Source organism: Curtobacterium phyllosphaerae (genome assembly GCF_049341865.1).
GTDB lineage: Bacteria > Actinomycetota > Actinomycetes > Actinomycetales > Microbacteriaceae > Curtobacterium > Curtobacterium phyllosphaerae.
This window is the reverse complement of record NZ_JBMPIU010000001.1, coordinates 123,896-148,059: the sequence shown is the minus strand read 5'-3', so window position 1 is coordinate 148,059 and position 24,164 is coordinate 123,896. Positions and strand designations below refer to the sequence as shown.

The window sequence follows — 24,164 nt, the reverse complement described above, 5'->3', positions numbered from 1 at the left end:
GGTCCCGGCCACACCCCGACAGAAAGCGGAGAACAATGCGCGCCCCCACCCTCGTGCCGGCCCTCGGCGGGATGGCCCTCGCCGCCGTCGCCCTGGCCGGCTGCACGAATGCCAGCACCACCCACCCGACACCGTCCTCGAGCCCCACGGACACCACGGGCACGACCAACGGCCTGGCCGACCCGGAGGGCGCCTGCGTCGACGGCGTGGCCACACCGACCGGCAGCGGCGAACGGCGCACGCTGGACGACTGCGACCTGATCGACGTGATGGGCAGCAAGAACACGTTGCGCGCCGGCACCACGAAGCAGCTCACGGTCGAGGGCAGCGGCAACACCATCACCGTCGACGCGGTGACCACCGTCACGACGACCGGCAAGGACAACACCATCGAGTACTCCGGTGACGAGCCCACCTTCAACGAGCTCGGCACCGGGAACAAGGTCGTGCCGTCGCACCCCAGCCGGTAGCCCGGTCCGGACCACGCAGAGAAGCCCCGCGCCATCGGCGCGGGGCTTCTCTGCGTGCCAGGGACATCGGAGCCGACGTCGGACGGTCACCCGCGGCGGAGGCTCGCGGCGACGAGGTCGAGCGCGGGCCGCATCGCCCGCACCGCCTCGGCGAACACCGGGGCGGGACGTCCATGGGGATCGACGACGTCGTCGTCCTCGGGCGTGGCCGGCCGAGGCGCGAGACCGCGGACACGGGTGGCCTCGTCCACGAACTGCCGGAGTGCCGTCGTCGGGTGCGCCGACCTGGAGGCCGTGGGGGCGTCCGGCATCGAGAGGACGCGGCCGAACTCGCGCAGCGTGAAGGTCCGCTTCGCGGAGCGCGGATCGAGCCGCACGACCGCGCGACGCTGTTCGCGGGTCATCGTGAGGACGAGGTCCGCGCCCGCCACGTGGGCCGCCCGGACCGCAGTGCTGCGGTGATCCTGGACCAGCCCGAGGACCGCGAGCTGCGCCGCGGTCTCGGGTGGTGCCTCCAGTCCGTCGCGCGTCGCGGTGCCGGCGCTCGCGACGTCGACCCACGGGGAGTCGGCGAGCGCGCGTCGGAGGTACGCCTCGGCGACGACGGACCGACACAGGTTCCCCGTGCAGACCACGAGGACGGCGAACCGATCCGACGGCATCAGCGCGGTCCGCCGGCCGTCGTGGGCACGGCGACGCGGTCGACGAGGTGACGGCCCGGGGACTCGACGTCGCGTCGTCGATCGACGGACTCCCCGGTGGCCGCGTCGTAGGAGTAGCTGTACGCGTACGTCGACCCGCGCCCGGACCGGACCATCGTCATGACGGTCCCGACCGCGGACGCGCCCGCGTCCGTCAGCGCGGCCGCCGCCGCAGCGAGCTGCCGCCGTGTCGTGCGGTGCATCGCCGCGACGAGCAGCGCACCGCCGGCGATCGTGCTGAGGATCGCGGCGTCGGTGACCGGCAGGAGCGGTGGCGCGTCGACGATGACGACGTCGAACGCGGTCTCGAGTTCGCGCAACACGGCCTCCATCGCCGAGCTGCCGAGGAGTTCGGTCGGGTTCGGCGGGATCTGCCCCGACGGCAGGACGACGAGACCGCCGCGCCCCCACGGCTGCAGCGCGTCGTCGAGTTCGAGCCGGCCGATCAGGACGTCGGTCAGCCCGACCTCGCCCTCCACCCCCATCAGCTCCGCGACCCGCGGCCGCCGGAGATCGCCGTCGACGAGCGCGACGCGCGCACCACTCTCGGCGAGCGCGATGGCGATGTTCGACGCCGTCGTGCTCTTGCCCTCGCTCGGGACCGAGGAGGTGACCACGAAGCTGCGGTCCTCCCGGCCGACCTCGAGGAACTGCAGGTTCGTCCGGAGCCGCCGGAACGCCTCGGAGCGCGGACTCGCGGGGTCGACGTGCACCACCAACGGCGTCTCGCGGGCCGCCTTGTCGAACGCGATCTCGCCGATCGCCGGCGCGCCGCCGAGCGATTCGACCTCGTCGCGTTCCTCCAGCCGGGTGTCGAGCGAGAGTCGCAGGGCGGCGAGCGCGAACCCGACGAGCAGCCCGATGGCGAGCCCGCCGGCGATGTTCGTCGTGAGGCGCGGGGAGGCCGGCGCCGTCGGCGTGATGGCCGGCTGGATCGTCGTGATCGCGAACGGGCTCGATCCGTCCGCGGACGGCTCCTCGAGCTCGGTCGTGACGACCTTCGTGAGGCTCGCGCCGACCGCGTTCGCAATCTTCGTGGCCATGGTCGGCGACTCGTCGGTCACGGCGATGGTGACGAGGACGCTGTCGATCGGTGTCTGCGCCTCGACGCGTCGCGCGAGGTCGACGGAGGAGGTGTGCAGCCCGAGCTCCGCGATGACCGGGCCGAGCACGCGGTCGCTCGTCGCCACGTTCGCGAAGGACTGGACCTTCTGCTCGGCGGCGGTCCCACCCTGCATGAGGTCGGCGGAGGTGGTCGCGCCCTTGACCGCGACGTACAGACTCGTGCTCGCCCGGTACTCGGGAGTCGCGATCGTCGTGAGACCGACGCCCGCGGCACCGCCGAGCAGCGTGAAGCCTGCGAGGAGCAGCCATCCGCGGCGGAGGAGGCGAGTCAGCGTGTCGAGGTCCATGGGGTTCCTGTCGTCGGAGATGTCGGGGGTGTCGGCGATGCCGGGGATGTCGGGGGTGTCGGCGATGTCGGCGATGCCGGGGGTGTCGGCGATGCCGGGGATGTCGGGGTTGCCGGCGATGCCGGGGGGGGTGGTCAGGACGGGAGGCGCGGGACGACGGTCGGACCGGTCACGTCAGCGCGTGGTACAGGTCGATGTGCTCCCGGACCATCCGGTCGACGGAGAGCCGACCGCGCACCACCGGGGCGTTCGCGGCGAAGGCCGCCGCAGCCGTGTCGTACGCCGCGAACCGGTCGAGGGACAGCCGGAACCACCGCTCGACGTCGTCGACCGCGGGCAGCTCCCACCCGGGCGGGACCTGCTCGTCCGCACCGCTGACGTCGAAGAGGAGGACGGGCAGTCCGCAGATCGCGGCCTCGCTCGTCACGGTCGACAGCGCCTCGCGGTGCGACGGGAGCACGAGGAAGTGCGCCGAGGCCATCTCCGTGCTGATCTCGTCACGGGTCCTGGTGCCGACGTACTCGACGAGGTGGTCGACACCGAGGCGTGCGGCCGCGGTCTCGAGCTCCAGCCGGAGCGACTCGCGGTGCGACACGATCCGGAGTCGGGCGGGACGTCCGGTCGCGACGACCCGACGGAGCAGCTCGAGTGCGAGGTGGACCCGCTTGAACTCGACGAGCTGGCCGACGTAGAGCAGGTCCCAGGGCTCGTCGCCGGACGGGGCGGCTCGCCAGGTCTGGGTGAACCGTTCGACCGCGAGTCCGCTCCGGATGACGGCGACCTTGCGCTCGGGGACGCGGCCGCCGAGCCGACGGCGTTCGTCCTCGGTGAAGACCACGACCCGGTCGGCCCGACGCTCGACCGCGTCGCGGACCGCACGGTGGTGCCAGGGCTTCCACCCGCTCGTGTGGTGGGTGAACACCAGCCGTGACGACCGCGGGAGCACGGCGCGGAGGCAGGCGTTCGTCAGGTGGTTCAGGTGCACGACGTCGTACGACGACCAGTCGCCCCGGAACGTCGGCGCGCCCGTCGTGATGTCGATGCCCGCGGCCGCCAGACCGTCGGCGAGGAGGCTGTCCGGGGTCTCGGCCATGTGGGCCGCGCGGTACTCGGGTGTCTGGGCGAAGATGCCGGAGAGCATGAGGAGCTTCACGAGGTGGTCCTTCTCGGTTCGGGACGGCGGACGCGCGGCGTGGGCACGGCGCCAGCTGACAGCGGGTGCGCCCGAAGGGTCGGGAGCGGGGTCGTGGGGAGTGCATCCGGGCGGTCGCATCGTGCGGGCCCCGCGCCGGACCGCGCACCGGACCGCGCACCGGACCGCGCGGGCCAGAGCGCGGCGCCGGCGGCGAGCACCGACGGCGTGAGGACGAAGTAGATGGCGTTCTGCTCGATGACGCCGAACGAGGTCACCCCGGCCTGCGCGATCCAGAGCACCCCGAGCGCGGCGGCGTACGCGCCGAGGATCGACGAGAGCCGACGACGGAGGGCATCGCTGACCGCCTGCAGCACGCCGACCACGACACCCGCCCCGACGACGCCGAGCCCGCCGAAGCAGAGGTAGCCCTCGAACCACGTGGGGAGGAGCTGGTCCTTGCCGAGGAACGAGTGGTAGACGACGTTGTTGTACAACGCCGTGCTCGAGTCGGTCCGCGCGACGTCCGGCGCCCCGGGCACGGGCGAGAGCAGGGACAGGACGAAGCTCCGGAGGCCGAACGGGTTCGACGTCCGGACGGGTGGGAGTGCAGCCGCCAACTGCATCGGCGTCCCGAAGTACGGGATCACGGACTGGAGCACGGGGACGAGTCCGACCTGCGGTGCGTCGAGCGCGGTCCGGCTCACCCACAGCGTCGCGCGGACGGTCCCGACCGCGACGAAGAACGTCCCGAGGAGCGCGACGCCGGCGACGGTGGGCACGAGACGGACGGCGCGCTGCGCCCGTTCCGAACCGACCAGCACCATCGCGATGACCGCGTACGCCACGGTCGCCCGGTTGAGGCCGTACGAGGCCAGCCCGAAGACGAGGGCGACGAGGAGCGGCGGCACCAGCGGCAGCACCGAGCGGCCCTGGCGACGACGGTCGCGCACCATGATCGCGAGGCCGATGAACAGCAGTGGACGCAGCAGCATCCCGGCGAGGGCGAGGCCGGAACTCGCGACGACGTCGGTGCCCTGGAGGCCGGTGATGCTCCCGGACAGGAACGCCGTGACCGCGGCCGGACCGGGGAACCGGATCACCAGGCCGATGCATCCGAGCACCACCAGCGACCACGACGGGATGCGCGACCCGGTCAGCGGGACGACGCCGACGACGGGACGCGGTCGGTCGCCACCATGGCGCGGGTCGGCCCGGCGGCCCTGGCGCGGGTCGGCCCGGCGGCCGCGCAGGAGCGCGACGGTGAGTCGCGCGGCGATGACGGTGCCGAAGAACAGGATCGCCAGGTCGAGGACGAACGCAGCGTCCGCGTACGAACCGAGCCGGTAGTGGAACGAGGACCCGTTGCCGACGAGCTGGATGAGCAGCGGCGTCATGCACCCGCGCATGGCCTCCCATGCGCTGAACAGGGTCAGCGCGTCGACCCGGAGTCCGCTCGAGGTGGTCCGGGACACCTCGACGGCGATCATCACGAGCACCGCCTGGACGATGACCGGCAGCGTGAGCACGCCCGCCGGTCCCCCGACGAGCGTTGCGTAGCCGAGCGACACGAACGCGGGGACGATCGCCGCGGTGCGGACGAGCCAGTGCACGGTGCGCTGACTGTCGGCGAGCGCGATCGCCCGGTCGTCGGTGAGCGACCCCGGCCGGCGATCCGCGATCGCGGTCATCGAGCGCTCCCACCCGGCGTGCGGAGGAGCGACACCGCACGGACGGCCACCCCGGCGGCGAACCCCGCGGCCGACGCGGACACCACCGCGACGACGCCACCGCCCGTCGCTAGCACCAGCAGCACGCCGCCCACGACGACGACCACCCCGACCGCGTCCGCGGTGACCCACGTCCGCCAGTGGCGGCGCGCGACGCACACGTTGCCGACACCGATCAGGATCGCCCGGACACTGGCCGCGAGCAGCACGCTCATCGTCACCGGGAGGAGCCCCGGGTACCGGACGAGGAGGTCCGGGAACCCCAGCAGGAGGACCGTCACGGACACCGCCGACCCGACGACCGAGAGCACGGCGAGGACGCCGACGAACGAACCGGGCGTCCAGCGGTCTCGGCCTGGTCCGGGCACCGCGAGCTGGCCGACGACCGTCTTGCCGAGGAAGACCGGGGCGAGCGTGACGACCGAGGCGAACCGCGTGGCGACACCGTAGACACCGAGCCCGACCGGTCCGCCCACCACCTGGACGGCCCAGAGCACGATCCAACTGGCCACCTGTCCGAGCACGTTCGCGGTGACGCCGGCCGCGAGGCCGTCGCGCGCGGGTGCCACGACGGTGGGGGTGGGGCCGCCACCGGCGGTCGACGACCGTCCGAGGACCGACGTCGGCCGCGCCCGCCGTACCCCCACCAGGACGCCGAGGACGACCACCAGGACGACGTCGGCGACGACGAGCCCGGCCGCGGCACCGACCGCCCCGGCGGCGACTCCGCCGGCGAACGCGGCGACCGCCGCGACGACGGCACGGGCCGCGTCGACGCACGCCGCGGCCAGGGGACGCCCGGTCCCTGCGAGGACGGCGACGACGCCCTCGCCGATCGGGAGTGCGGCGCTCGCCGTCCCGATCAGGAGGAGCGGAACGGCCTCGGCGGGACCGCTCGGCCACATGCGCCCGGTGAGGAACGGGCTGCCCATCACCAGCACGAGCGACGACACGAGCACGTTGACGAGGAAGGCCCGTCGTCGGCTGCGCAGGAGCGTCAGGAGCACGGCGGTGCGGTCGACCGAGCCGGCGCGGGCGAGGCGAGCGGCAGCGGTGTTGAACGTGACCCCCGCGGTCGACCCGAGCACGCTGGCCGTCCCGACGACGAGCGTCTGCAGCACGACGAACCGTCCGTACTCCGCCGGCGCGAGCACCCCGGCGAGAGCTGCCAGGACGAGGAACTGGACGCCGCGGCCGCCGAGACCCGGGGCGCTGACCGCGATGAGGTGCGCCGAGCGTCGCACCACGGCAGGGAGTCCGGACGACTGCACGACGGCGCCTCTCTCCTGCTCGGGTGGTGTGCGGACCGCATCGAGCCGAACGGCCGTGCGCTGCTCCAACTATATGCACATCACATCTGATATGCAATACTTGCGGACATGGACATCCCCCGGAGTCGTCATGCCGTGCCGCCGCTCGTGTCGGTGCTGGTCCCGGTCGCGCGTGTCGACGACCACCTCTTCGTCGCGATCGACTCCCTGCTCCGCCAGACGCTCCGCGCGGTCGAGGTGGTCGTCGTGCTCGACGGGACGGGTGCTGCCTCCGACCTGCCCGACGATCCACGGATCACCGTCCACCGGTTCCCGGTACGGCGCGGCACACCCGCGGCCCTCAACCACGGCCTGGCGATGGCGCGGGCGGACCTCATCGCCCGTCTCGACGCGGACGACGTCGCCGAGCCCGACCGACTCGAGCGCCAGGTCCGAGTGCTCGCCGCGCGCCCGGAACTCCTCGGGATCGGGAGCGCCGTCGCGCTCGTCGACGACCTCGGTCGCGACCTGGGCGTGCTCGACGTCCCGCTCGGGGACGACGCGGTCCGGCGCCTGCTCACCCGGAACGTGTTCGTGCACTCGACGATGCTCGTCCGCCGGAGCGCGCTCGAGTCGGTCGGCGGGTACGACGTCCGGTGCCGACGGATGCAGGACTACGACCTCTGGCTGCGGCTCGGGATGACCGGACCGCTCGCGAACATGCCGGACCGACTGACGAAGTACCGCGTGCACGACGGGCAGCACAGTCGGCGGACGAGTCCGTTCGGCCGCTCCGCGCGCACGGTGCGACGGTCGCGCCGACGGCTCGCGCGGCACCTCGGCGAGCCCCTCCTGAACCAGCTCGCGCGGGATGCCGTCTGGACCGCGGCGCAGATCGTGCGGCACGCGGGACTCCGCGCCCCGCGGTACCTCCGGCGATGACGCCGGCCCCCGATCCCCGACCGCCCATCGCCGAAGGAGCACCATGCGACGCCCCCGAACCGGGACACTGATCGTCAAGACGAGCGACGCGACCGTCGACGTCGTCCTCCGCGACCAGCTCCGACACCTGTCCACCACGAGCCTCGCGCCCGTCACGGTCGCCGCGGGCGACACCGGGCGACTGGCGGGTGTCGGCCGCCGCGAAGGGGTCGCGGTGCACGCACTGCCCTTCACCCGGCACCCGTCCCCGCTCCGGGACCTCCACACCGTCGTCGAGCTCGCCCGTCTGATGGCACGCCTCCGGCCCGCTCTCGTCGTCTACGGCACGCCGAAGGCGACGCTCCTCGCCGGGGTGGTGGCGCTCTGCACCGGCGTGCCCGCACGCGTCCAGGTCCTGCACGGCCTGCGCCTCGAGACGACGTCCGGGATCGGCCGCCGACTGCTGCTCCTCACCGAACGACTGGCGATCAGGACGGCGACGCACACCGTCGCCGTCGGGCACGGCCTCCGAGCGCGGTGCGCCGAGCTGGGGCTCGACGTCCGGTCGATGTCGGTGATCGGGCAGGGATCGGTCGTCGGCATCGACGTCGACCGGGCCCGACGCCTCGCCGACACCGGGACCGCCCGTGCCGACGGGCGCGCGTCACTCGGCGCCTCCGACGACGAGCTCGTGGTCGGGTTCGTCGGCCGGGTCACCCGCGACAAGGGCGTCGAGGCGCTCGTCCGTGCCGCGGTGCGCCTCCGCGCCACGGGCCTCCCCGTCCGTCTCGCGATCGTCGGTCTCGACGAGGGTGTCGACGCGCTCGACGACGACGTCAGGGCCGCACTCCGCTCCTCCTGGGTCACGATGACGGGCAACGTCGCGGACCCGGCACCGCTCTACCCCGCGTTCGACGCCTTCTGCCTGCCGTCGCACCGCGAGGGCCTGTCGACGGTCCTGCTCGAGGCGTGGGCAGCCGGCATCCCGGTCGTGGTGAGCGACTGCACGGGGCTCGGCGACGTGGTGGAGGACGACGTCACGGGCATCGTCGTGCCCGTCGGCGACGTCGATGCGACGGTCACGGGCCTCCGAGCCGTCCTCACCGACGACGCGCTGCGCACCCGGCTCGCCGCACGTGCCACGGCCCACGTCACGGAGCACTTCGCGCGGGACGAGGTGTGGGCGCGATGCGTCGCGTTCTACGAGGCGGCTCGGGACGAACGCGCGCGCTGAGCCCGCAGTCCGGAGGACCTCGCCCGGGTCAGCACGACGGCCTCGCCCCGCTCGGGACACCGAGCGGGGCGAGGTCGTCGTCGTGGTCCGAGCTGCTCAGACGGGGACCGGCGTCCGCTCGGCGCCGCTGTCGGCGCGGACGGACCCGGGTCCGGTCCCCGCGGGACGGGAGTCCGCCGACCGGTCCCTGCCCTCGGACACGACGGTCAGGTCCGTCGCGGCCAGGTCGCACGGCGTCGACCCGGACGCCCCCTGCCGGAAGAGCACGGCCGGGATCGTCCGCAGGAGGATCGCGGCGTCGAGCGCGAACGACCGGCGGGCGACGTACTCGAGGTCGAGCTCGAACCGTGCGCCGTACGCGAGGTCGTTCCGGCCGTTGACCTGCGCCAGACCGGTGATGCCGGGGCGCACGTCGTGGCGACGGCCGTGATGGCCTTCGGAGTGGTGCTCGATGAACGCGGCCAGCATCGGGCGCGGTCCGATGATGCTCATCTCGCCGCGGAGGACGTTCACCAGGTTCGGCAGCTCGTCGAGGCTCGTCCCACGGAGGAACCGGCCGATCGCGGTGACACGGACGTCGTCGCTCGCCGTGCCGGTGCCGTCGCGGTCCGGCCGCATCGACCGGAACTTGACCATCGTGAACGTCGAGCCGCCGAGGCCGGTGCGGCGCTGCCGGAACAGCACCGGACGACCCTGGAGCAGCAGCACGGCGACCGCGATCGCCGCGAAGACGGGGGCCAGGACCACGAGGAGCGCCGCGGCGCTGCACAGGTCGAGGACCCGCTTGGTGCGGTCGTAGCGGGAGCCAGCGGCGACGTGCGGCGCGGGGCGGGGCGTGGAGGACGCGATGACCTCGGGCGCGCGGGGTTCGGTTGTTCGCATGATCGCCTTCCTGAGCGGGTGATGCGGGATGAGCGGGTGACGAGGGATGAGCGGGACGTGGTCGACGGTGCGCCGGTTCATCGCGGCCGGGTGTCGAGGTAGCGCCCGAGGTCGTCGTCGGTCAACGCGGACCGGAGGGACGCGAGCGACGCGGCATCGATCGACACGTACGACTGTCCGTCTGCGGCGGTCCCGCCGCCGGACGAGGCGAGCGTGAAGGTGTGGACGTCGTCCGCGCGGAGGTCGCGGAGGCTCCACCCGATGTCGACCAGCCGTCGGGACGTGAGCCCGGGATCGACCGACAGGTGCGACGCCGTGGCGGTCACGAGGTCGCCGATGCGCGCCGGGTTCGTCAGGGTGCCACGGGAGAGGACGGCACGGGCCACGCCGCGCATGAACGACTGCTGGTTCGCGACGCGCTGGTGGTCGGCGTCGGCGAACGGGTACCGTGCCCGGACGAACGACAGGGCCTCGGCGCCGTCGAGGTGGTTCCGACCCGACGCGAACGCATGACCGCCCCAGGTGAACGCCTTCGGCGCGTCGACGTCGACACCGCCGAGGGCGTCCGTCATCGCGGCGAAGCCCTCGAACCCGATCTCGGCGACGTGGTCCACCCGGACGCCGAGGAGCTGCTCGACCGTCTGCACGGTGAGCGGCACGCCACCCCACGAGTACGCGGCGTTGATCTTGGCCATGCCGTGTCCCGGGACGTCCACCCAGCTGTCACGCATGATCGACATCACGAAGACAGCGCGGCGATCGGCGCCGATGTGCAGGAGCATGAGCGAGTCCGAACGGCCGTTGCCGGCCGACGGCGACCGGGCGTCCGAGCCGATGAGGAGGACGTCGAGCGCCCCGCGTTCGTCGGCGACCGGACGGGGAGCGTCCGGGAACGCGGTGTGGATGGTCGTCGTGGTGCGGTCGTACGTCCGGGCGAGGGAGGTGACGAGCCCCGCCCCGACCAGGGAGACGACCACGGCTGCACCCGCCACCACGGCGGCGATGCCGAGGACGGCGCGGAGGACCGGGTGCAGTCGCTTGCCGAGCACGGTCACGCCGCGTTCTCCGGACAGTCGACGGCGCCCTGCTCGGCAGCCGAGCAAGCCGACCACGCCGACTCGACGATGTCCGCCACCGACCGCTCCGCGTGCCAGCCGAGCAGCGTGTTCGCGAGCGTCGGGTCCGCGACGACGGCCGCCGGATCGCCGGGTCGCCGCGGAGCGAGCTCGACGTGCGGTTCCGTGCCGCTCACCGCGGCGACGGCACGGACGACGTCGAGGACCGAGGCGCCGCCGCCGGTCCCCAGGTTGACGGCGTACGCGGCCGGCGCCGATGCCCGCAGGAAGTCGAGCGCCGCGAGGTGCGCCCGGGCGAGGTCGAGCACGTGGATGTAGTCGCGGACGCAACTGCCGTCCGGAGTGTCCCAGTCGCCCCCGAAGACGGTGGTCGCCCGACCGGCACGGACCGCCGCGATGACGATCGGGACGAGGTTGGTGACGGAGCTGTCCGCGAGGTCGCTCCACCCGGCGCCTGCGACGTTGAAGTACCGGAGGTTGGCGGCTCGGAGCCCCCACGCCGCGGCCGCGTTCTCGATCATCCACTCGCCGACGAGCTTGGTCTGGCCGTACGGGTTGACCGGGCGTCGCGGTTCGTCCTCGCGCACCAGCGTCGTGGCCGGCTCGCCGTAGACGGCTGCCGACGACGAGAAGACGAGCCGGGTGGTCCGGGTCGACTCCATCGCGGCCAGGAGGTTCGTGAGCCCACCGACGTTGCGGTCGAAGTACCGGGTCGGCGCGTCGATCGACTCGCCCACCTGTTTCATCGCGGCGAAGTGCATGACGCCGTCGACCGCGTGCTCGAGCATCGCCGCGACGAGACGGTCGCGCGCGTCGGGCCCGCTGAGGTCGAGGCGGACGAACGGGACACCGACGACGCGGCGCGGATCACCGGTGGACAGGTCGTCGACGACGAGGACGCGGACACCCCGCCGCAGGAGCAGGCGGACGACGTGGGAGCCGATGTACCCGGCTCCTCCGGTCACGAGCACGGTGCGCTGCACGGAATCCAAATGCATACGTACAGAATACTACATTTTGCGTTGCAAATGCAGGGCTGTGCGGAGCCGGGGCGTCATCGTGCGTGCAGCGACGTCCGTCAGGTGGTGCTCGTCGCGGTAGACGACGACGTCCCAGAGCACGGCCGGACAGCGGTCGGAGCACAGCCACGGGGTCGGGTCGACCACCCGGGCGACGGTCGCGCTCGCGGCGAAGTCGTCGACCATCCGCCGGACGTCGGCGGTGTGCGGGTCGGTGACCGGTCGCTCGCACTCCCGGGCCGCGTCGACGTGTGCGGACAGGCATGCGTTCGGGTCCGCGTCCCATCGCGGTGTCTCCCGGAGGAGCACGACCCGCCCCGCACCGAGGCGCCGGACGGACCGGTCCATGCCGCGCCGCCACTGCGATGCGAACGGACGAGGCCCGAGCTGGTGTCCCTCGTAGATCGAGGTGGCCTCGGCGACGACCACGACCGTCGGTCGGAGCGCGGCGATCCGCGTGAGCGCGTCGGCACGCCAGCGCTCGCACGCCGTGTACCGCTCGCGGAGCTGCGGGTTCCGGACCGCGATGTCGGCGGCGGGACAGGCCGCACGCGCGACGACGACGAGCCGCATGCCGGCGCCGGCCGCGATCGTCCGCAACGGTGACGCCCACTGCGCCGCCTGCGAGTCGCCGAAGAGCACGATCGTCCCCGCTCCGGTGTCGCGCTCCGTTCCGCACGCGTGCCGCGCATCGGCCGACAGCGTCGCGATGCACCCGTCGCGGTACACCGCCGGCAGGTCCTCGGCCGCTCCCGTCAGCGAGGGCCGCGCGTTCGCGGGGACGAACCGGGTCGCCGCCGGGCCGTCGAGGACCTCGGCCACCGTCGGTGCGGACGCAGTGCGACTGGAGGCGACGCGCTGCGGCACGGTCGCCACCCCCGCCACGGCCACGCAGACCGACACCGCGGCGAGCGCGGAGACGGCCCGGACGCCCCCGATCCGTTCCGCCCAGCGTCGGGGGGCACGCTCGAGGAACCGTTCGCTCGGGAACGACGCCGCGACGACGACGGCGACGGCGACGGCCCGCTGGACCGGCGGGAGCGGCGTCCCCCATGCGATGGCGGGCAGCACGAGCACCGGCCAGTGCCAGAGGTACACCGAGAACGACACGGCCCCGAGTCGGACGGCCGGACCCGACGAGAGCACCCGTGTGACGAGGTCGGCCCGCGCTCGCGCGGCGGGCACGACGATCGCCGCGGCGCCGAGCACGGGCAGCAGCGTCGCAACTCCCGGGAACGGCGTCGAGTCGCCGAGACACAGCGCGGCGGTCGCGATCGCCGCGACCCCGGCCAGTCGGACGGGGACGGCGGCCACGGCGGGGAGGGAGCGACGGCCGACACACGCCAGCGCGACGAGGGCGCCGACACCGAACTCCCACGCCCGCGTCGGTGCGGAGTGGAACGCCCATGCGCCGCCGAGGGTCGCCACCACGGGGATGCTGAGGAACGACAGTCCGCTGAGGAACCCCACGAGCGCTGCAACCCTCGCCCGGCCGTCGACGCCGCGGAGTGCGAGGGCGAGCAACGGCCCGGCGACGGCGTAGAACTGCCACTCGACCCCGAGCGACCAGAACTGTTGGAACAGGCCCGGTGACGTCCCGGCGAGGTAGTCGGACCCCCGGGCGGCGAGGACGACGTTCTCGACACCGGCGAGCGCTGCGACGCCGTCCCCGACGAACCGGCCGGACGCGAGTGGTGGGAGCCGCGACCGCGCGACGAGCACCGTGACCGCGACGACCACGATCGTGAGCGGCACGAGACGCTCGATCCGGCGACGGACGAACCGCCGGAGGTCGATCCGCCCGGTCGCGTGGTGCTCGACGAGCAGCATCCTGGTGATGACGAACCCGGACACGACGAAGAAGACGTCGACACCGACGTACCCGCCGGGCAGGAACGGGACGTGCGCGTGGAACCCGAGCACGAGGACGACGGCCAGCGCGCGGAGACCTTGGACGTCGGGGCGGCGCCCGGGGACGACCGGGTCGGACGCCGGGAGCGCCGCACGGCTGGGTGCGGGTGATCGAGAACGCATGCGACCAATGTTCCACATCCGGAACATCAGTGCGTCATCGGGGACCGTCTGTGGAGAACGTCGGTCAGCGCACCGGGGTCCGCCGAGCGGCTCGCCACGCGCGCACCTGCCGGAACGACACCTTCGACCCGTACTGGGCGACCGAGTGGCGGAACAGGAACGTCGCGAACTGGAGCACGAGGAACGCGACCACGAACAGCTCGACCACGCAGACGACCGACTCGAGCGGTGTCAGCGTGCCGACGGCGTTCCGGAGCATCGCGGTGACCGGCGTGAACGTCGGGAAGTACGTGAACACCGCCGTGATCGGCGAGTGCGGGTTCGTCAGGACGAAGAAGGCGGCGTAGAGCGGGATCAGCACCGAGAACAGCGCGACGGACTGCAGCGCACTGGCGTCCTTGATCGTCGGGACGGCGGCGCCGACGGTGACGAACAGCGACGACGCGAGCAGCACCCCGCCGACGAGCAGGAGCGCGCCGACGACCATCCGCCACGGGTCGATCGGGATCGGGCCGACGGACCGGGCGAGCACGGGCAGGACGAGCCCGACGGTCGCCAGCGCCGGGACCATGAACACCGCCGACTGCACGAGCCCGACGAGCAGCATCGCGATCACCTTGCCGCGGACGAGCACGGTGGCGTCGAGCGTCGTCAGGATCATCTCGGAGATGCGGTTCTCCTTCTCCTCGACCACGACCGTGACCATGCGCGCGGCGAGGAGCAGCACGAGTCCGAAGAACGCCGCCGCGAACAGCATCGGCGGGATGATCGACGCCCACCCCGGCGCGACCTGGCCGCCGGCGTACGCGGTGATGGCGGTCTCGGGCGTGGTCTGGAGCAGCTTGACGGCCTGCGGGTCCCCCACCTTCGCGGCGACACTGGCCTCCAGCACCTTCGTCGCCAGGTTCCCGTACTTCGCGTTCGCGAACAGTCCGTCGTCCTTCGCGGCGATCCGGATGGGGGACGTCGTCGGGGACGCCGGGTACTCCACGAACGCGTCGAGCGTGCCGGCCCGGACCCGCGCCACGGCGGCCGAGGCGTCGTCGGCCGGACTGCCGCCCCACTTCGCCGCGACCGTCCGCGACACGAGGCCGGAGTGGTCGACGTACGCGAACGGCACCTTCGCGGCCGCACCGGTGGTGGTCACGGAGTCGGCGCCGGCCGCGTTGCCGACCCCCACGAGCACACCGACGACGACGATGAGCAGCGGCAGGGCGAGCGTCCCGATCCAGAACGAGGGCTTCTTGACCGCGCGGACGAACTCGAACCGGATCACCGTGCCCAGGCGACCCGAGCCGGAGTCCCGCCGGCTCATCGGGACACCGCGGTCCCGGACGGCGCGGTCGGGGCCTCGGACTGCGGCGAGCCGGACGGGAGGCCCGGCCCGGCCCCGTCGGTCACGCCCACGTCCTCGGGGACCCGGCCCGGCCCTCCCGGTCGTGCTCCGTCCCCACGACGCGGCGGCGAGCCGTCCGCCGGGCGCGCCCCCGCTGCCTGCAGCGCGTCGACCTCGGCGTCGTGCCCGTAGACCTGCACGAAGATCTCGTCGAGCGGGATCCGACGCATCTCGAACCCGACGACGCCGACCCCGGCTGCAACGAGTGCCGCCAGGATGTCCGCGCCGTCCGTCGGGGCGGTCGGGAAGAGGTCGGTGGCGTGCCCCTCATGCCGCGTGATCGTGTAGAGCGGGCTGGGCGGGACCTCCCCGGTGGCGAGCACACGGGCGACGGCACCGCCGAACGCGTCCTGCACCTCGGGGATCGTGCCGTACGCGGCCGCGGAGCCGTCCTTGAGCAGCAGGATGCGGTCGCAGAGCCGTTCGACCTCGTCCATGTGGTGCGTCACGAGGATCACGGTCGCGCCGTCCGCCTTCCGTTCGTCGACGAGGTCGAGGAGCAGCCGACGGTTCACCGGGTCGAGGCCCTTGGTCGGCTCGTCGAGGATCATGAGGCGCGGACGGTCCATGATCGTGATCCCGAGCTGGACCTTCTGCTGCTGCCCGCCGGAGAGCTTGTCGACGCGGAGGCGCCCCTTGTCGGCGAGCCCGACGCGCTCGAGGTAGGCCTGCGACCAGGTGAGCGCGTACCGCGACGACATGCCCTTGAGCCGCGCGAAGTACGCCATGACGTCGAGCACGGTCTCCTTGCGGTAGAGGCCGCGTTCCTCGGGGAGGTAGCCGACTCCGCCACCTGCGCTCGCCCGGTAGCGTTCGCCGTCGATCGTCAGCGTGCCGGACGTCGGCTCGGTGATGCCGAGGAGCGCACGGATGGTCGTCGTCTTGCCCGAGCCGTTGCTGCCGAGGAGGCCGAACGTCTCCCCCGCGCCGACGCCGAACGACAGATGGTCCACGACGTCGCGATCGCCGAACCGCATGACGAAGTCATCGACGGCGATGACGGCTCCGGACATGCGACCTCCAGGGTTCCGGGCCGATCGTACTGGAGGCGTTCCGGCAGGACCCGCCCCAGTCCGAGGCGTCCGGCCCCGACACCGGTACAGTCATCGGCGTGATCGAGATCCTCACACCTGCCGAGCTGGATCGGGCCCGTGCATCGGGCGCGCTCGTCGGGAGCATCCTCCGGACGCTGCGGGAACGGGTCGCGGTCGGCACGAACCTGCTCGAGATCGACGACTGGACCAGACGGATGATCGAGGACGCCGGGGCGGAGTCCTGCTACGTCGACTACGCGCCGTCGTTCGGACGCGGGCCGTTCGGACACTTCATCTGCACATCGGTGAACGACGCGGTGCTGCACGGACTCCCGCACGACCGGGCCCTCGGCGACGGCGACCTGCTGACGCTCGACCTCGCGGTGCTGCTCGGCGGGATCGCGGCCGACTCGGCACTGAGCTTCACCGTGGGGTCGGGAACGCCCGAGGACTCGGCGCTCATCGACGCGACCGAACGGGCACTCGCCGCCGGGATCGCCGCCGCGGTGCCCGGGGCGAGGATCGGGGACCTGTCGCACGCGATCGGCACGGTCCTCTCCGACGCGGGGTACCCGGTCAACGTCGAGTTCGGCGGGCACGGCATCGGATCGACCATGCACCAGGACCCGCACGTGTCGAACACCGGGCGGCCGGGACGGGGCTACACGCTGCGACCGGGACTGCTCCTCGCGCTCGAGCCGTGGGTGATGGCCGACACGGACGAGCTCGTCGTGGACGCCGACGGCTGGACGCTGCGGAGCGCGACCGGCGCCCGGACGGCGCACAGCGAGCACACGATCGCGATCACGGAGATGGGCGCCGAGGTGCTGACGGCACGCTGAGCTCCGACGGACCGACCGAGCCGGTGCGGCAGTGGGCCGGTCGGTCCCGCCGGAGCGACATCATCGCGCGGAAGCGACGTCGCGATCGCCGCGCGATGTCGCTTCCCCGCGGACCACACGCGCGCCGCCGCCGCCGCACGCCCGCGGACCACACGCGCCCCGCCGCCGCACACCGGTGCGGACGACACGCGCGCCGTCAGGGACCGGACTCGCCGACGATCGACATGCCGGCACCGCGGAGCCGCCGCCGCTCCTGCGCGATGAACGCCATGAGCCGGTCGTTCGTGCCCGCGATGTGCGCCCCGAGGAGCTCCGCCGCCCGCTCGGCGTCCCGTGCCACGACGGCGTCGAGGACCGCGGCGTGCTCCGCCCACGCGGCGTCCCGGGCCTCCGGCGTCCGGACCTCGAGCCACCGGCTCCGTTCCAGCCGCGTCAGCGCGTCGGACACCGCCTCGGTCAGGAACGCGTTGCCGCCGAGCGAGGCCATGTCGAGGTGGAACGTGCTTCCCATCCGGAGTCCCGCCTCCTGGTCCGGGGTCGGCCGCAGCGCGTCGAGGTGCGCCCGGACCTCGGCCAGGTCCTCGTCCGAGGCACGGACGACGGCGAGGCGGGCCGCGGCGGGCTCCAGGATCGACCGGAGCTCGGCGAGCGCAGCGATCTCCTCGAGGTCGATCGGCGTGACGGTCCAGGAGCGTCCCTCGTGGAGGATCAGGCCCTCGCGCTCGAGCCGGGACAGTGCGGCACGGATCGGCGTCCGGGACGCGTGGAACCGCGCTTCGAGGCCCCGCTCGGAGATGCGCTCGCCCGGGGCGATGTCGAGCGTCAGGATCGCCGCCCGGAGGTTGTCGTACAGCTGCGCGGTCTGCGACACGGCGTGCACCGGGGAGGGACCCGGTGCATCGGTCGGAACGGTCACGGTCGATCAGCGTAGCCGAGCGCGACACGAGATGGTATACCGTTTTGGTATACCAATCGGTCCGTCCGAGTGCGCACCGGCTCGGCCATCCCAGGGAGGCGACCCGTGACGTCCGCCGCAGCCGAGCCTCCAGGCCGTGCCGTGCCTCCGGCCGCGGTGTCGAGCGGCCGCGCGTGGCGCATGCTGGCCCTCGGCGTGGCGGCGCAGGCCTCGGGCACCCTCGTCGTGTCGGCCCCGGCGTTCCTCATCCCGCTCCTGCGTTCCCGGGGCGTGGACCTCGCCACGGCGGGCCTCCTCGCCGGCGCGCCGACGTTCGGGATGGTGCTGACGCTCATCGCCTGGGGTGCCGTCACCGACCGGATCGGCGAGCGGGTCGTGATCGCCGGCGGGCTGGTGCTCACCGCCGGAGCGACCGTCGCCGCCTTCCTGAGTGCCGCCGACCCGGTCCTCCTCGGAGTGTCGTTCCTGCTCGCCGGGATGACCGCCGCGTCGACGAACGCGGCGTCCGGTCGGGTGGTCGTCGGGTGGTTCCCGAAGCACCGGCGGGGGCTCGCGATGGGGATCCGGCAGATGTCGCAGCCGCTCGGGGTGACCGTCGCCGCCCTCACCGTGCCGACGCTCGCCGAGGCGCACGGCATCCGCTCGGCACTCGTCCTGCCGATCCTGCTCGCCGTGGTGCTGGCCGTGCTCTGCGCGATCGGCATCGTCGACCCGCCCCGCCCGACGCGTCCGACGGGGGCCGCCTCGACGAGCCCGTACCGGTCGTCGTCGTTCCTCTGGCGGATCCATGCCGTCTCGGTCCTGCTCGTCGTGCCGCAGTTCACGCTCTCCACCTACGGCCTCGTGTGGCTCACCGGGGACCTCGGGTGGTCGGCCCTCGGTGCCGGGATCCTGGTTGGGGCGTCGCAGTTCGTCGGCGCGCTCGGGCGGATCGGCATCGGTGTCTGGAGCGACCACGCCGCGTCCCGGGTCGGACCGCTCCGCTGGGTCGCCGTCTCCGCCGCCGCCGTGATGGGCCTGCTCGCCCTCGTCGACGCGACGCACCTCGCCGTGGGCGCCGTGTTCCTCGTCGTCGCGACGACGGTGACCGTGGCCGACAACGGCCTCGCGTACACGAGCGTCGCCGAGGCGGCCGGGCCGTTCTGGTCCGGCCGGGCGCTCGGGGCGCAGAACACCGGACAGTTCATCGCGGCGAGCGCCGTCGGTCCGGGGATCGGGGCACTCGTCGGCGTGCTCGGGTTCGCGGGGAGCTTCCTGGTAGTGGCCGCGCTCCCGGTGTTCGCGCTGGGGCTCGTGCCGCGTGCCGACCGGGAGCACCCGACCGGCTGAGCTGGCTAGGCTTGCACCGGGGACACCGGATCGACGACGACCGTGTGCTGACGGCGACCACGCCACCACCGCGCTGCTCGCCTCGACATCCCGCCCGTCGTCACCATCATCACGCTGCTGTGCTCCCGGCGCCGCGGCCTCACGGAAGGATCGGTCACGGGCTCGCCCATGTCGGACACCACAGCACTCGCGGACACAGCACTCGCGGACACCGCCCTCGCAGACCTCCACTCGACCGCTCCCGGATCGGCCTCCCGGCTCGCGCCGCGGGCCTGGCTGCACACGGACGCACCGTCCCTGACCCTGAACGGGGACTGGCGGTTCCGCTGGTCCCCCGTCGCCGACGCGCCGGACGACATGGCGCTCGCCGACGCCGACGCCACGGGCGACGACTGGGGAACGCTCCCCGTCCCGGCGCACTGGGTCCTGCACGGACACGGCGCACCGATCTACACGAACGTGCAGTTCCCGTTCCCGATCGACGCCCCGCACCCGCCGGACGAGAACCCGACGGGCGACTACCGGCGGACCTTCGAGCTGCCGGAGTCGTTCGCCGCGTCCGCGTCGGGGGCCGGCCGGGTGCTCCTGCGCTTCGACGGCGTCGAGTCGCACTTCCGGGTGTGGGTGAACGGGTCGCTCGTCGGCTGGTCGACCGGGTCGCGACTCGCCACCGAGTTCGACGTCACCGAGCTGCTCCGACCGGGATCGAACGACGTCGCGGTCCGCGTGCACCAGTGGTCGGCCGCGAGCTACGTCGAGGACCAGGACCAGTGGTGGCTGCCCGGCATCTTCCGCGACGTCACGCTCCTCGCCCGGCCCGAGGCGCCGATCGACGACGTGTTCGTCCGCGCGTCCTGGGCACCCGTGCTCGGCACCGCCGCGACCGCGGGGACGGCGGCGTCCGGCCGGCCGTCCACCGGCAGCGGTGTCCTCTCGGTGGACGTCGACGGGGCGTTCCCGGTCCGGTTCACCGTGCCGGCGCTCGGTGTGGACGTCGTGTGGGCGACCCCGTCGGACGTCGAGCCGATCAAGGTCGACGGGGTCGAGCCCTGGAGCGCCGAGATCCCGCACCTGTACGACGCGACGGTCACGTCCGGCAGCGCGGCCGGCGGCCCGGCGGGATCGGACGGCTCGACCGGGAGGGCCGGGGTGGCGTCCGCCGCGTCTGCTCCCGCCGGCGAGACCGTCGCGCTCCGCATCGGCTTCCGCACCGTCGAGATCCGCGGGGACCGGTTCCTCGTCAACGGCGAGCGCCTGGTGTTCCACGGGGTGAACCGCCACGAGACGCACCCGGTCCGCGGACGGGTCTTCGACGAGGCGCACGCGCGGGCCGACATGGCCCTCATGAAGCGCAACAACGTCAACGCCATCCGCACGTCGCACTACCCGCCGCACCCGCGGGTCCTCGACCTCGCCGACGAGCTCGGCTTCTGGGTGATCCTCGAGTGCGACCTCGAGACCCACGGGTTCGAGGCCGTCGACTGGATCGGGAACCCCTCGGACGACCCGGCGTGGGAGGACGCGTACCTCGACCGCATCCGCCGCACCGTCGAGCGGGACAAGAACCACGCGTCGATCGTGATGTGGTCGCTCGGGAACGAGTCGCACACCGGACGGAACCTCGCCGCGATGAGCCACTGGGTGCACGGCCGCGACGCCGGGCGCCCCGTGCACTACGAGGGCGACTACACCGGCGAGTACACCGACGTCTACTCGCGGATGTACCCGTCGCTCGTCGAGACCGAGTCGATCGGCGGCGGACCGGTGACACCGCTCCTCGCCTGCGGGCCCGCCGAGGCCGCCCGGCAGCGCTCGAAGCCGTTCATCCACTGCGAGTACGTGCACGCGATGGGCAACGGCCCCGGCCAGATCAAGGAGTACGAGGACCTCGTCGACCGGTACCCCCGGTTGCACGGCGGCTTCGTGTGGGAGTGGCGCGACCACGGGCTGCTCACCCAGACCGCCGACGGCACGCCGTTCCACGCGTACGGCGGCGACTTCCACGAGGTCGTCCACGACGGCAACTTCGTGATGGACGGCCTGGTCCTCTCCGACGACACCCCGACGCCGGGTCTCGCCGAGTTCGCCGCCGTCGTCGCACCGATCCGCATCACCGTGTCGGGCGTCGTCGCCGGCGGGACGATCCTCGTCGAGAACCGGTACCACTCGGCCTCGACGTCCGGCCTCCGGTTCTGCTGGACCCTCGAGCGCGACGGTGTGCCGATCGCGAACGGCCGGTTCTCCCCGGGCATCGTCCCGGCGCACGGGTCGGCGACGGTCCCCGTCCCGGACGAGGCCGTCGCGGTGACCGCCGACGGCGGCCCCGAGGGCGAGGTCTTCCTGACGATCACCGCCGAGCTCGCCGGCCCCACTGCCTGGGCGGACACCGGGCACGTGGTCGCGCGCACGCAGGTGGCGGTGTCGGCGGTCCTGCCGGACGCACCGCGGGCCTCCCGTCCGGACGCGGGTGAGAGCCGCTGGGACGGGGACGCGCTCGGGAACGCGACGTTCACGGAACGCGGCACGCTCGCGTCCTGGAACGGGCTGCCCGTCGACGGACCCCGGCTCGAGCTCTGGCGCGCACCGACCGACAACGACCGCGGTGCGTTGCAGGGGTCGTACGAACTCGCCGATCCCGCGCTGACGGGCGGACTCGGCGTGCCGGGCCCCTCCTCGGCCGAGCGGTGGGAAGCCGCGGGACTGCACCGGCTCGCGCACCGCGTCGTGTCCGTCTCGCGGACCCCCGACGGCCTCGTGCAGCGGGTGAAGGTCGCGGCCGCGAACAGCGCCTCCGGAGTCGACGTCGTGCACCGGTGGACGCTCACCGACCGCGGGCTCCGTCTCCGCACCGAGGCGACGCCCTACGGGGTGCCGGACCAGACCTGGCCGCGCGTCGACGACCGGGACCGCTCCTGGCCGCCGATGCAGGTGCGGAACTGGACCTGGCCGCGGATCGGCGTGCGCATCGACCTGCCGGCGTCCGTGCTGTCGGACGCATCGGCGGTGCAGTGGTTCGGGACCGGGCCGCTCGAGTCCTACGCCGACTCGTCGCACGCGGCGACCGTCGGCCGGTTCACGGCGACGGTCGACGAGCTGTCGGCGCACTACTCACGCCCGCAGGAGACCGGGCACCGACCGGAGCTCCGGACGCTGACGGTCGGCCCGCTCACCGTGACGACGGTCCCCGCGCCGGGGTCGGGGCACCGCGTCGGGTTCACACTCTCGCGGTGGACAGCGCAGCAGCTCGGGGTCGCGGAGCACCCGCACGAGCTGCCGGCGTCGGAGCACCTGTACCTGTACCTCGACGACGCCCAGCACGGGCTCGGGTCTCGGGCGTGCGGGCTGGACGTCCTACCGAAGGACCAGCTCTGGCCGAGTGCCCGGGCGTGGGAGGTCCTGCTGTCCTAGCCGGCTCGGGGCGGGTCGGCTCGGGGCGGGTCGGCTGTGGGCTCGAGGATGCGGAGGAGCGGAGTGCGGGCATGCCTGCACCCCGCTTCTCCGCATCCTCGCCGCCGCCGGGGCCGGGGCCGCCGCCGGGGCAGCCTCCGGTCAGCGGTCCAAGGTGGGGATCACGGACCGGTCGGCATCGTCGAGGAACGCCGTCAGCCGCTCGACCTCGGACAGCTCGCCGATGCCCTCGGCAGCCCGTCGCAGGGCGTAGAGCGCGCGGAGGACGCCCCGGTTCGGCTCGTGACGCCACGGCACCGGACCCTGCCCGCGCCAGCCGCCCTTCCGGAGCGCGTCGAGGCCCCGGTGGTACCCGACCCGCGCGGCGGCGTACGACTCGAGCACGGCACCCCGGGCCCAGGCGTCGTCCGCGAGGAGCGCCCACGCCAGGCTCGACGACGGGTTCGCGGTGACGACGTCGGCGATCGGGACGCCGTCCGCGAGCGCGTCGGCGACCTCGGGTTCGGCGGGGAGGAGGGTCTCGGGCACACCGAGGAGATTGTCCGTCATGTCCACATTCTCCGGCATCGGCAGCGTGCCCACGTCGCGCGCCCACGTCCCGCGCCGGACTTCTCCGCTCCCGGCACGACTGCCCTCAGCGACGTCGTGTCGGACGGACCGAGAGCGTCTCGACCGTTGCGCTCGCCGGGAGGTCCACGACGAGACGGACGGTCGCGGCCACGGATTCCGGCGGCATCGTGTAGGTCGCGTCGTACTCCACCCCCTCGCGCGCGACGAGCGCCCGCTGCATGTCGGTGTCCGTCCGGCCGGGGTGCACACTCGACACCCGGACGCCGTTCGCCCGTTCCTCCTCGCGGAGGGCGTCCGTGAACGCGCGGACCGCGAACTTGGACCCGGCGTAGACCGCACCGCCCGGGCCTGCAACGAACCCCGAGCCGCTGTTCACCACGACGACGAGCCCCTCGGCCGCCCGCAGCGCCGGGAGTGCCACCCGGGTGAGCTCGGCGACCGCGAACACGTTCGTCGCGAACACCCGCTGCCAGACCTCGATCGGCGTCTCCGCCACGGGACCGCCCTCCTCGACACCCGCCGAGTGGACCAGGACGTCGAGCCTGGCCGGGAGGCGCGGTACGGCCCCGGCAGTCAGGTCGCCGACGAAGGGGGCCGCGCTGGGCAGCGACCCGACGACGGCCTCGACCGCCCCGGCGTCGCGTCCACCGACGAGGACGTGGTGGGTCCGCCCGAGGTCACGGGCGATCGCGAGCCCGATGCCGCGCGTGCCGCCGGTGACGAGGGCGACGGGTCGGTCGGGCTGGCTGGCTGGGGTGGTGTCGGTCACGCCGGCCAGCCTACAGAACCCGCCCCGTGCCTCCCGTCC

At 73.3% G+C, this 24,164-nt stretch carries 20 protein-coding genes; 6 read left to right on the top strand and 14 right to left on the bottom strand.

Features of this window, described 5'->3' with window-relative positions; genetic code table 11:
- Positions 1–35: 35 nt before the first annotated feature.
- Entirely contained in the window at positions 36–470 is a 435-nt protein-coding gene (locus tag ACO0E0_RS00740; RefSeq protein ID WP_422869451.1) for a DUF3060 domain-containing protein, read from the top strand.
- Positions 471–556: 86 nt separating this feature from the next.
- Here the strand turns inward: ACO0E0_RS00740 and ACO0E0_RS00735 are convergent, their stop codons facing one another.
- From ACO0E0_RS00735 to ACO0E0_RS00715, 5 genes are all read right to left on the bottom strand, one after another.
- Positions 557–1,132, bottom strand: coding sequence for an arsenate reductase/protein-tyrosine-phosphatase family protein (locus tag ACO0E0_RS00735; protein ID WP_422869449.1), 576 nt, complete (start codon positions 1,130–1,132; stop codon positions 557–559).
- Positions 1,132–2,583, bottom strand: coding sequence for a tyrosine-protein kinase domain-containing protein (locus ACO0E0_RS00730; RefSeq protein WP_422869447.1), 1,452 nt, complete (start codon positions 2,581–2,583; stop codon positions 1,132–1,134). Before ACO0E0_RS00730 ends, ACO0E0_RS00735 begins: the two co-directional genes overlap by 1 nt.
- Before the next feature lie 169 nt (positions 2,584–2,752).
- Positions 2,753–3,736 (bottom strand): glycosyltransferase family 4 protein, encoded by a 984-nt coding sequence (locus tag ACO0E0_RS00725; protein WP_422869445.1) that lies wholly within the window; start codon positions 3,734–3,736, stop codon positions 2,753–2,755.
- Positions 3,733–5,406: a hypothetical protein gene (locus ACO0E0_RS00720; protein WP_422869443.1), complete on the bottom strand. Its 1,674-nt coding sequence runs from the start codon at positions 5,404–5,406 to the stop codon at positions 3,733–3,735. Before ACO0E0_RS00720 ends, ACO0E0_RS00725 begins: the two co-directional genes overlap by 4 nt.
- Positions 5,403–6,716, bottom strand: a complete 1,314-nt coding sequence (locus tag ACO0E0_RS00715) for a hypothetical protein (protein WP_422869441.1) — start codon at positions 6,714–6,716, stop codon at positions 5,403–5,405. Before ACO0E0_RS00715 ends, ACO0E0_RS00720 begins: the two co-directional genes overlap by 4 nt.
- 108 nt (positions 6,717–6,824) lie before the next feature.
- Here ACO0E0_RS00715 and ACO0E0_RS00710 point away from each other — a divergent pair, with 108 nt between their 5' ends.
- Positions 6,825–7,637 carry a glycosyltransferase gene (locus ACO0E0_RS00710; protein WP_422869439.1) on the top strand — a complete coding sequence of 271 codons (813 nt, stop codon included), beginning with the start codon at positions 6,825–6,827 and terminating at the stop codon, positions 7,635–7,637.
- Positions 7,638–7,680: 43 nt separating this feature from the next.
- A complete protein-coding gene (locus ACO0E0_RS00705) occupies positions 7,681–8,850 on the top strand; it encodes a glycosyltransferase (protein WP_422869437.1) in 1,170 nt (389 codons plus the stop codon).
- A 96-nt stretch (positions 8,851–8,946) separates the two neighbouring features.
- Here the strand turns inward: ACO0E0_RS00705 and ACO0E0_RS00700 are convergent, their stop codons facing one another.
- The 6 genes from ACO0E0_RS00700 to ACO0E0_RS00675 form a co-directional block, all read right to left on the bottom strand.
- Positions 8,947–9,732, bottom strand: a complete 786-nt coding sequence (locus ACO0E0_RS00700) for a sugar transferase (protein ID WP_422869435.1) — start codon at positions 9,730–9,732, stop codon at positions 8,947–8,949.
- Between the two features lie 77 nt (positions 9,733–9,809).
- Positions 9,810–10,787, bottom strand: a complete 978-nt coding sequence (locus tag ACO0E0_RS00695; RefSeq protein WP_422869433.1) for an LCP family protein — start codon at positions 10,785–10,787, stop codon at positions 9,810–9,812.
- Positions 10,784–11,806, bottom strand: coding sequence for a UDP-glucose 4-epimerase GalE (galE, locus tag ACO0E0_RS00690; RefSeq protein WP_422869431.1), 1,023 nt, complete (start codon positions 11,804–11,806; stop codon positions 10,784–10,786). The genes ACO0E0_RS00695 and galE overlap by 4 nt, the downstream gene beginning before the upstream one ends.
- Before the next feature lie 12 nt (positions 11,807–11,818).
- Positions 11,819–13,861: an acyltransferase family protein gene (locus tag ACO0E0_RS00685; protein ID WP_422869430.1), complete on the bottom strand. Its 2,043-nt coding sequence runs from the start codon at positions 13,859–13,861 to the stop codon at positions 11,819–11,821.
- 64 nt (positions 13,862–13,925) lie between these two features.
- Positions 13,926–15,176 carry an ABC transporter permease gene (locus ACO0E0_RS00680; RefSeq protein ID WP_422869428.1) on the bottom strand — a complete coding sequence of 417 codons (1,251 nt, stop codon included), beginning with the start codon at positions 15,174–15,176 and terminating at the stop codon, positions 13,926–13,928.
- Positions 15,173–16,270: an ABC transporter ATP-binding protein gene (locus ACO0E0_RS00675; protein ID WP_422869426.1), complete on the bottom strand. Its 1,098-nt coding sequence runs from the start codon at positions 16,268–16,270 to the stop codon at positions 15,173–15,175. Before ACO0E0_RS00675 ends, ACO0E0_RS00680 begins: the two co-directional genes overlap by 4 nt.
- Positions 16,271–16,368: 98 nt before the next feature.
- Here ACO0E0_RS00675 and map point away from each other — a divergent pair, with 98 nt between their 5' ends.
- Positions 16,369–17,133, top strand: a complete 765-nt coding sequence (gene map, locus ACO0E0_RS00670) for a type I methionyl aminopeptidase (protein WP_422869424.1) — start codon at positions 16,369–16,371, stop codon at positions 17,131–17,133.
- Positions 17,134–17,329: 196 nt separating this feature from the next.
- On the opposite strand, the gene ACO0E0_RS00665 is transcribed toward map, so the two are convergent.
- Positions 17,330–18,049: a GntR family transcriptional regulator gene (locus ACO0E0_RS00665; RefSeq protein WP_422869422.1), complete on the bottom strand. Its 720-nt coding sequence runs from the start codon at positions 18,047–18,049 to the stop codon at positions 17,330–17,332.
- 180 nt (positions 18,050–18,229) lie between these two features.
- Here ACO0E0_RS00665 and ACO0E0_RS00660 point away from each other — a divergent pair, with 180 nt between their 5' ends.
- Both ACO0E0_RS00660 and ACO0E0_RS00655 read left to right on the top strand, forming a co-directional pair.
- Positions 18,230–19,378, top strand: a complete 1,149-nt coding sequence (locus ACO0E0_RS00660; RefSeq protein WP_422869928.1) for an MFS transporter — start codon at positions 18,230–18,232, stop codon at positions 19,376–19,378.
- 168 nt (positions 19,379–19,546) lie between these two features.
- Complete coding sequence (locus ACO0E0_RS00655; RefSeq protein WP_422869420.1) at positions 19,547–22,786, top strand: glycoside hydrolase family 2 TIM barrel-domain containing protein; 3,240 nt, start codon at positions 19,547–19,549, stop codon at positions 22,784–22,786.
- A gap of 141 nt (positions 22,787–22,927) precedes the next feature.
- On the opposite strand, the gene ACO0E0_RS00650 is transcribed toward ACO0E0_RS00655, so the two are convergent.
- Both ACO0E0_RS00650 and ACO0E0_RS00645 read right to left on the bottom strand, forming a co-directional pair.
- Complete coding sequence (locus ACO0E0_RS00650; RefSeq protein WP_422869419.1) at positions 22,928–23,335, bottom strand: DUF3151 domain-containing protein; 408 nt, start codon at positions 23,333–23,335, stop codon at positions 22,928–22,930.
- Positions 23,336–23,420: 85 nt separating this feature from the next.
- Positions 23,421–24,125, bottom strand: coding sequence for an SDR family oxidoreductase (locus tag ACO0E0_RS00645; RefSeq protein ID WP_422869417.1), 705 nt, complete (start codon positions 24,123–24,125; stop codon positions 23,421–23,423).
- Positions 24,126–24,164: the final 39 nt, after the last annotated feature.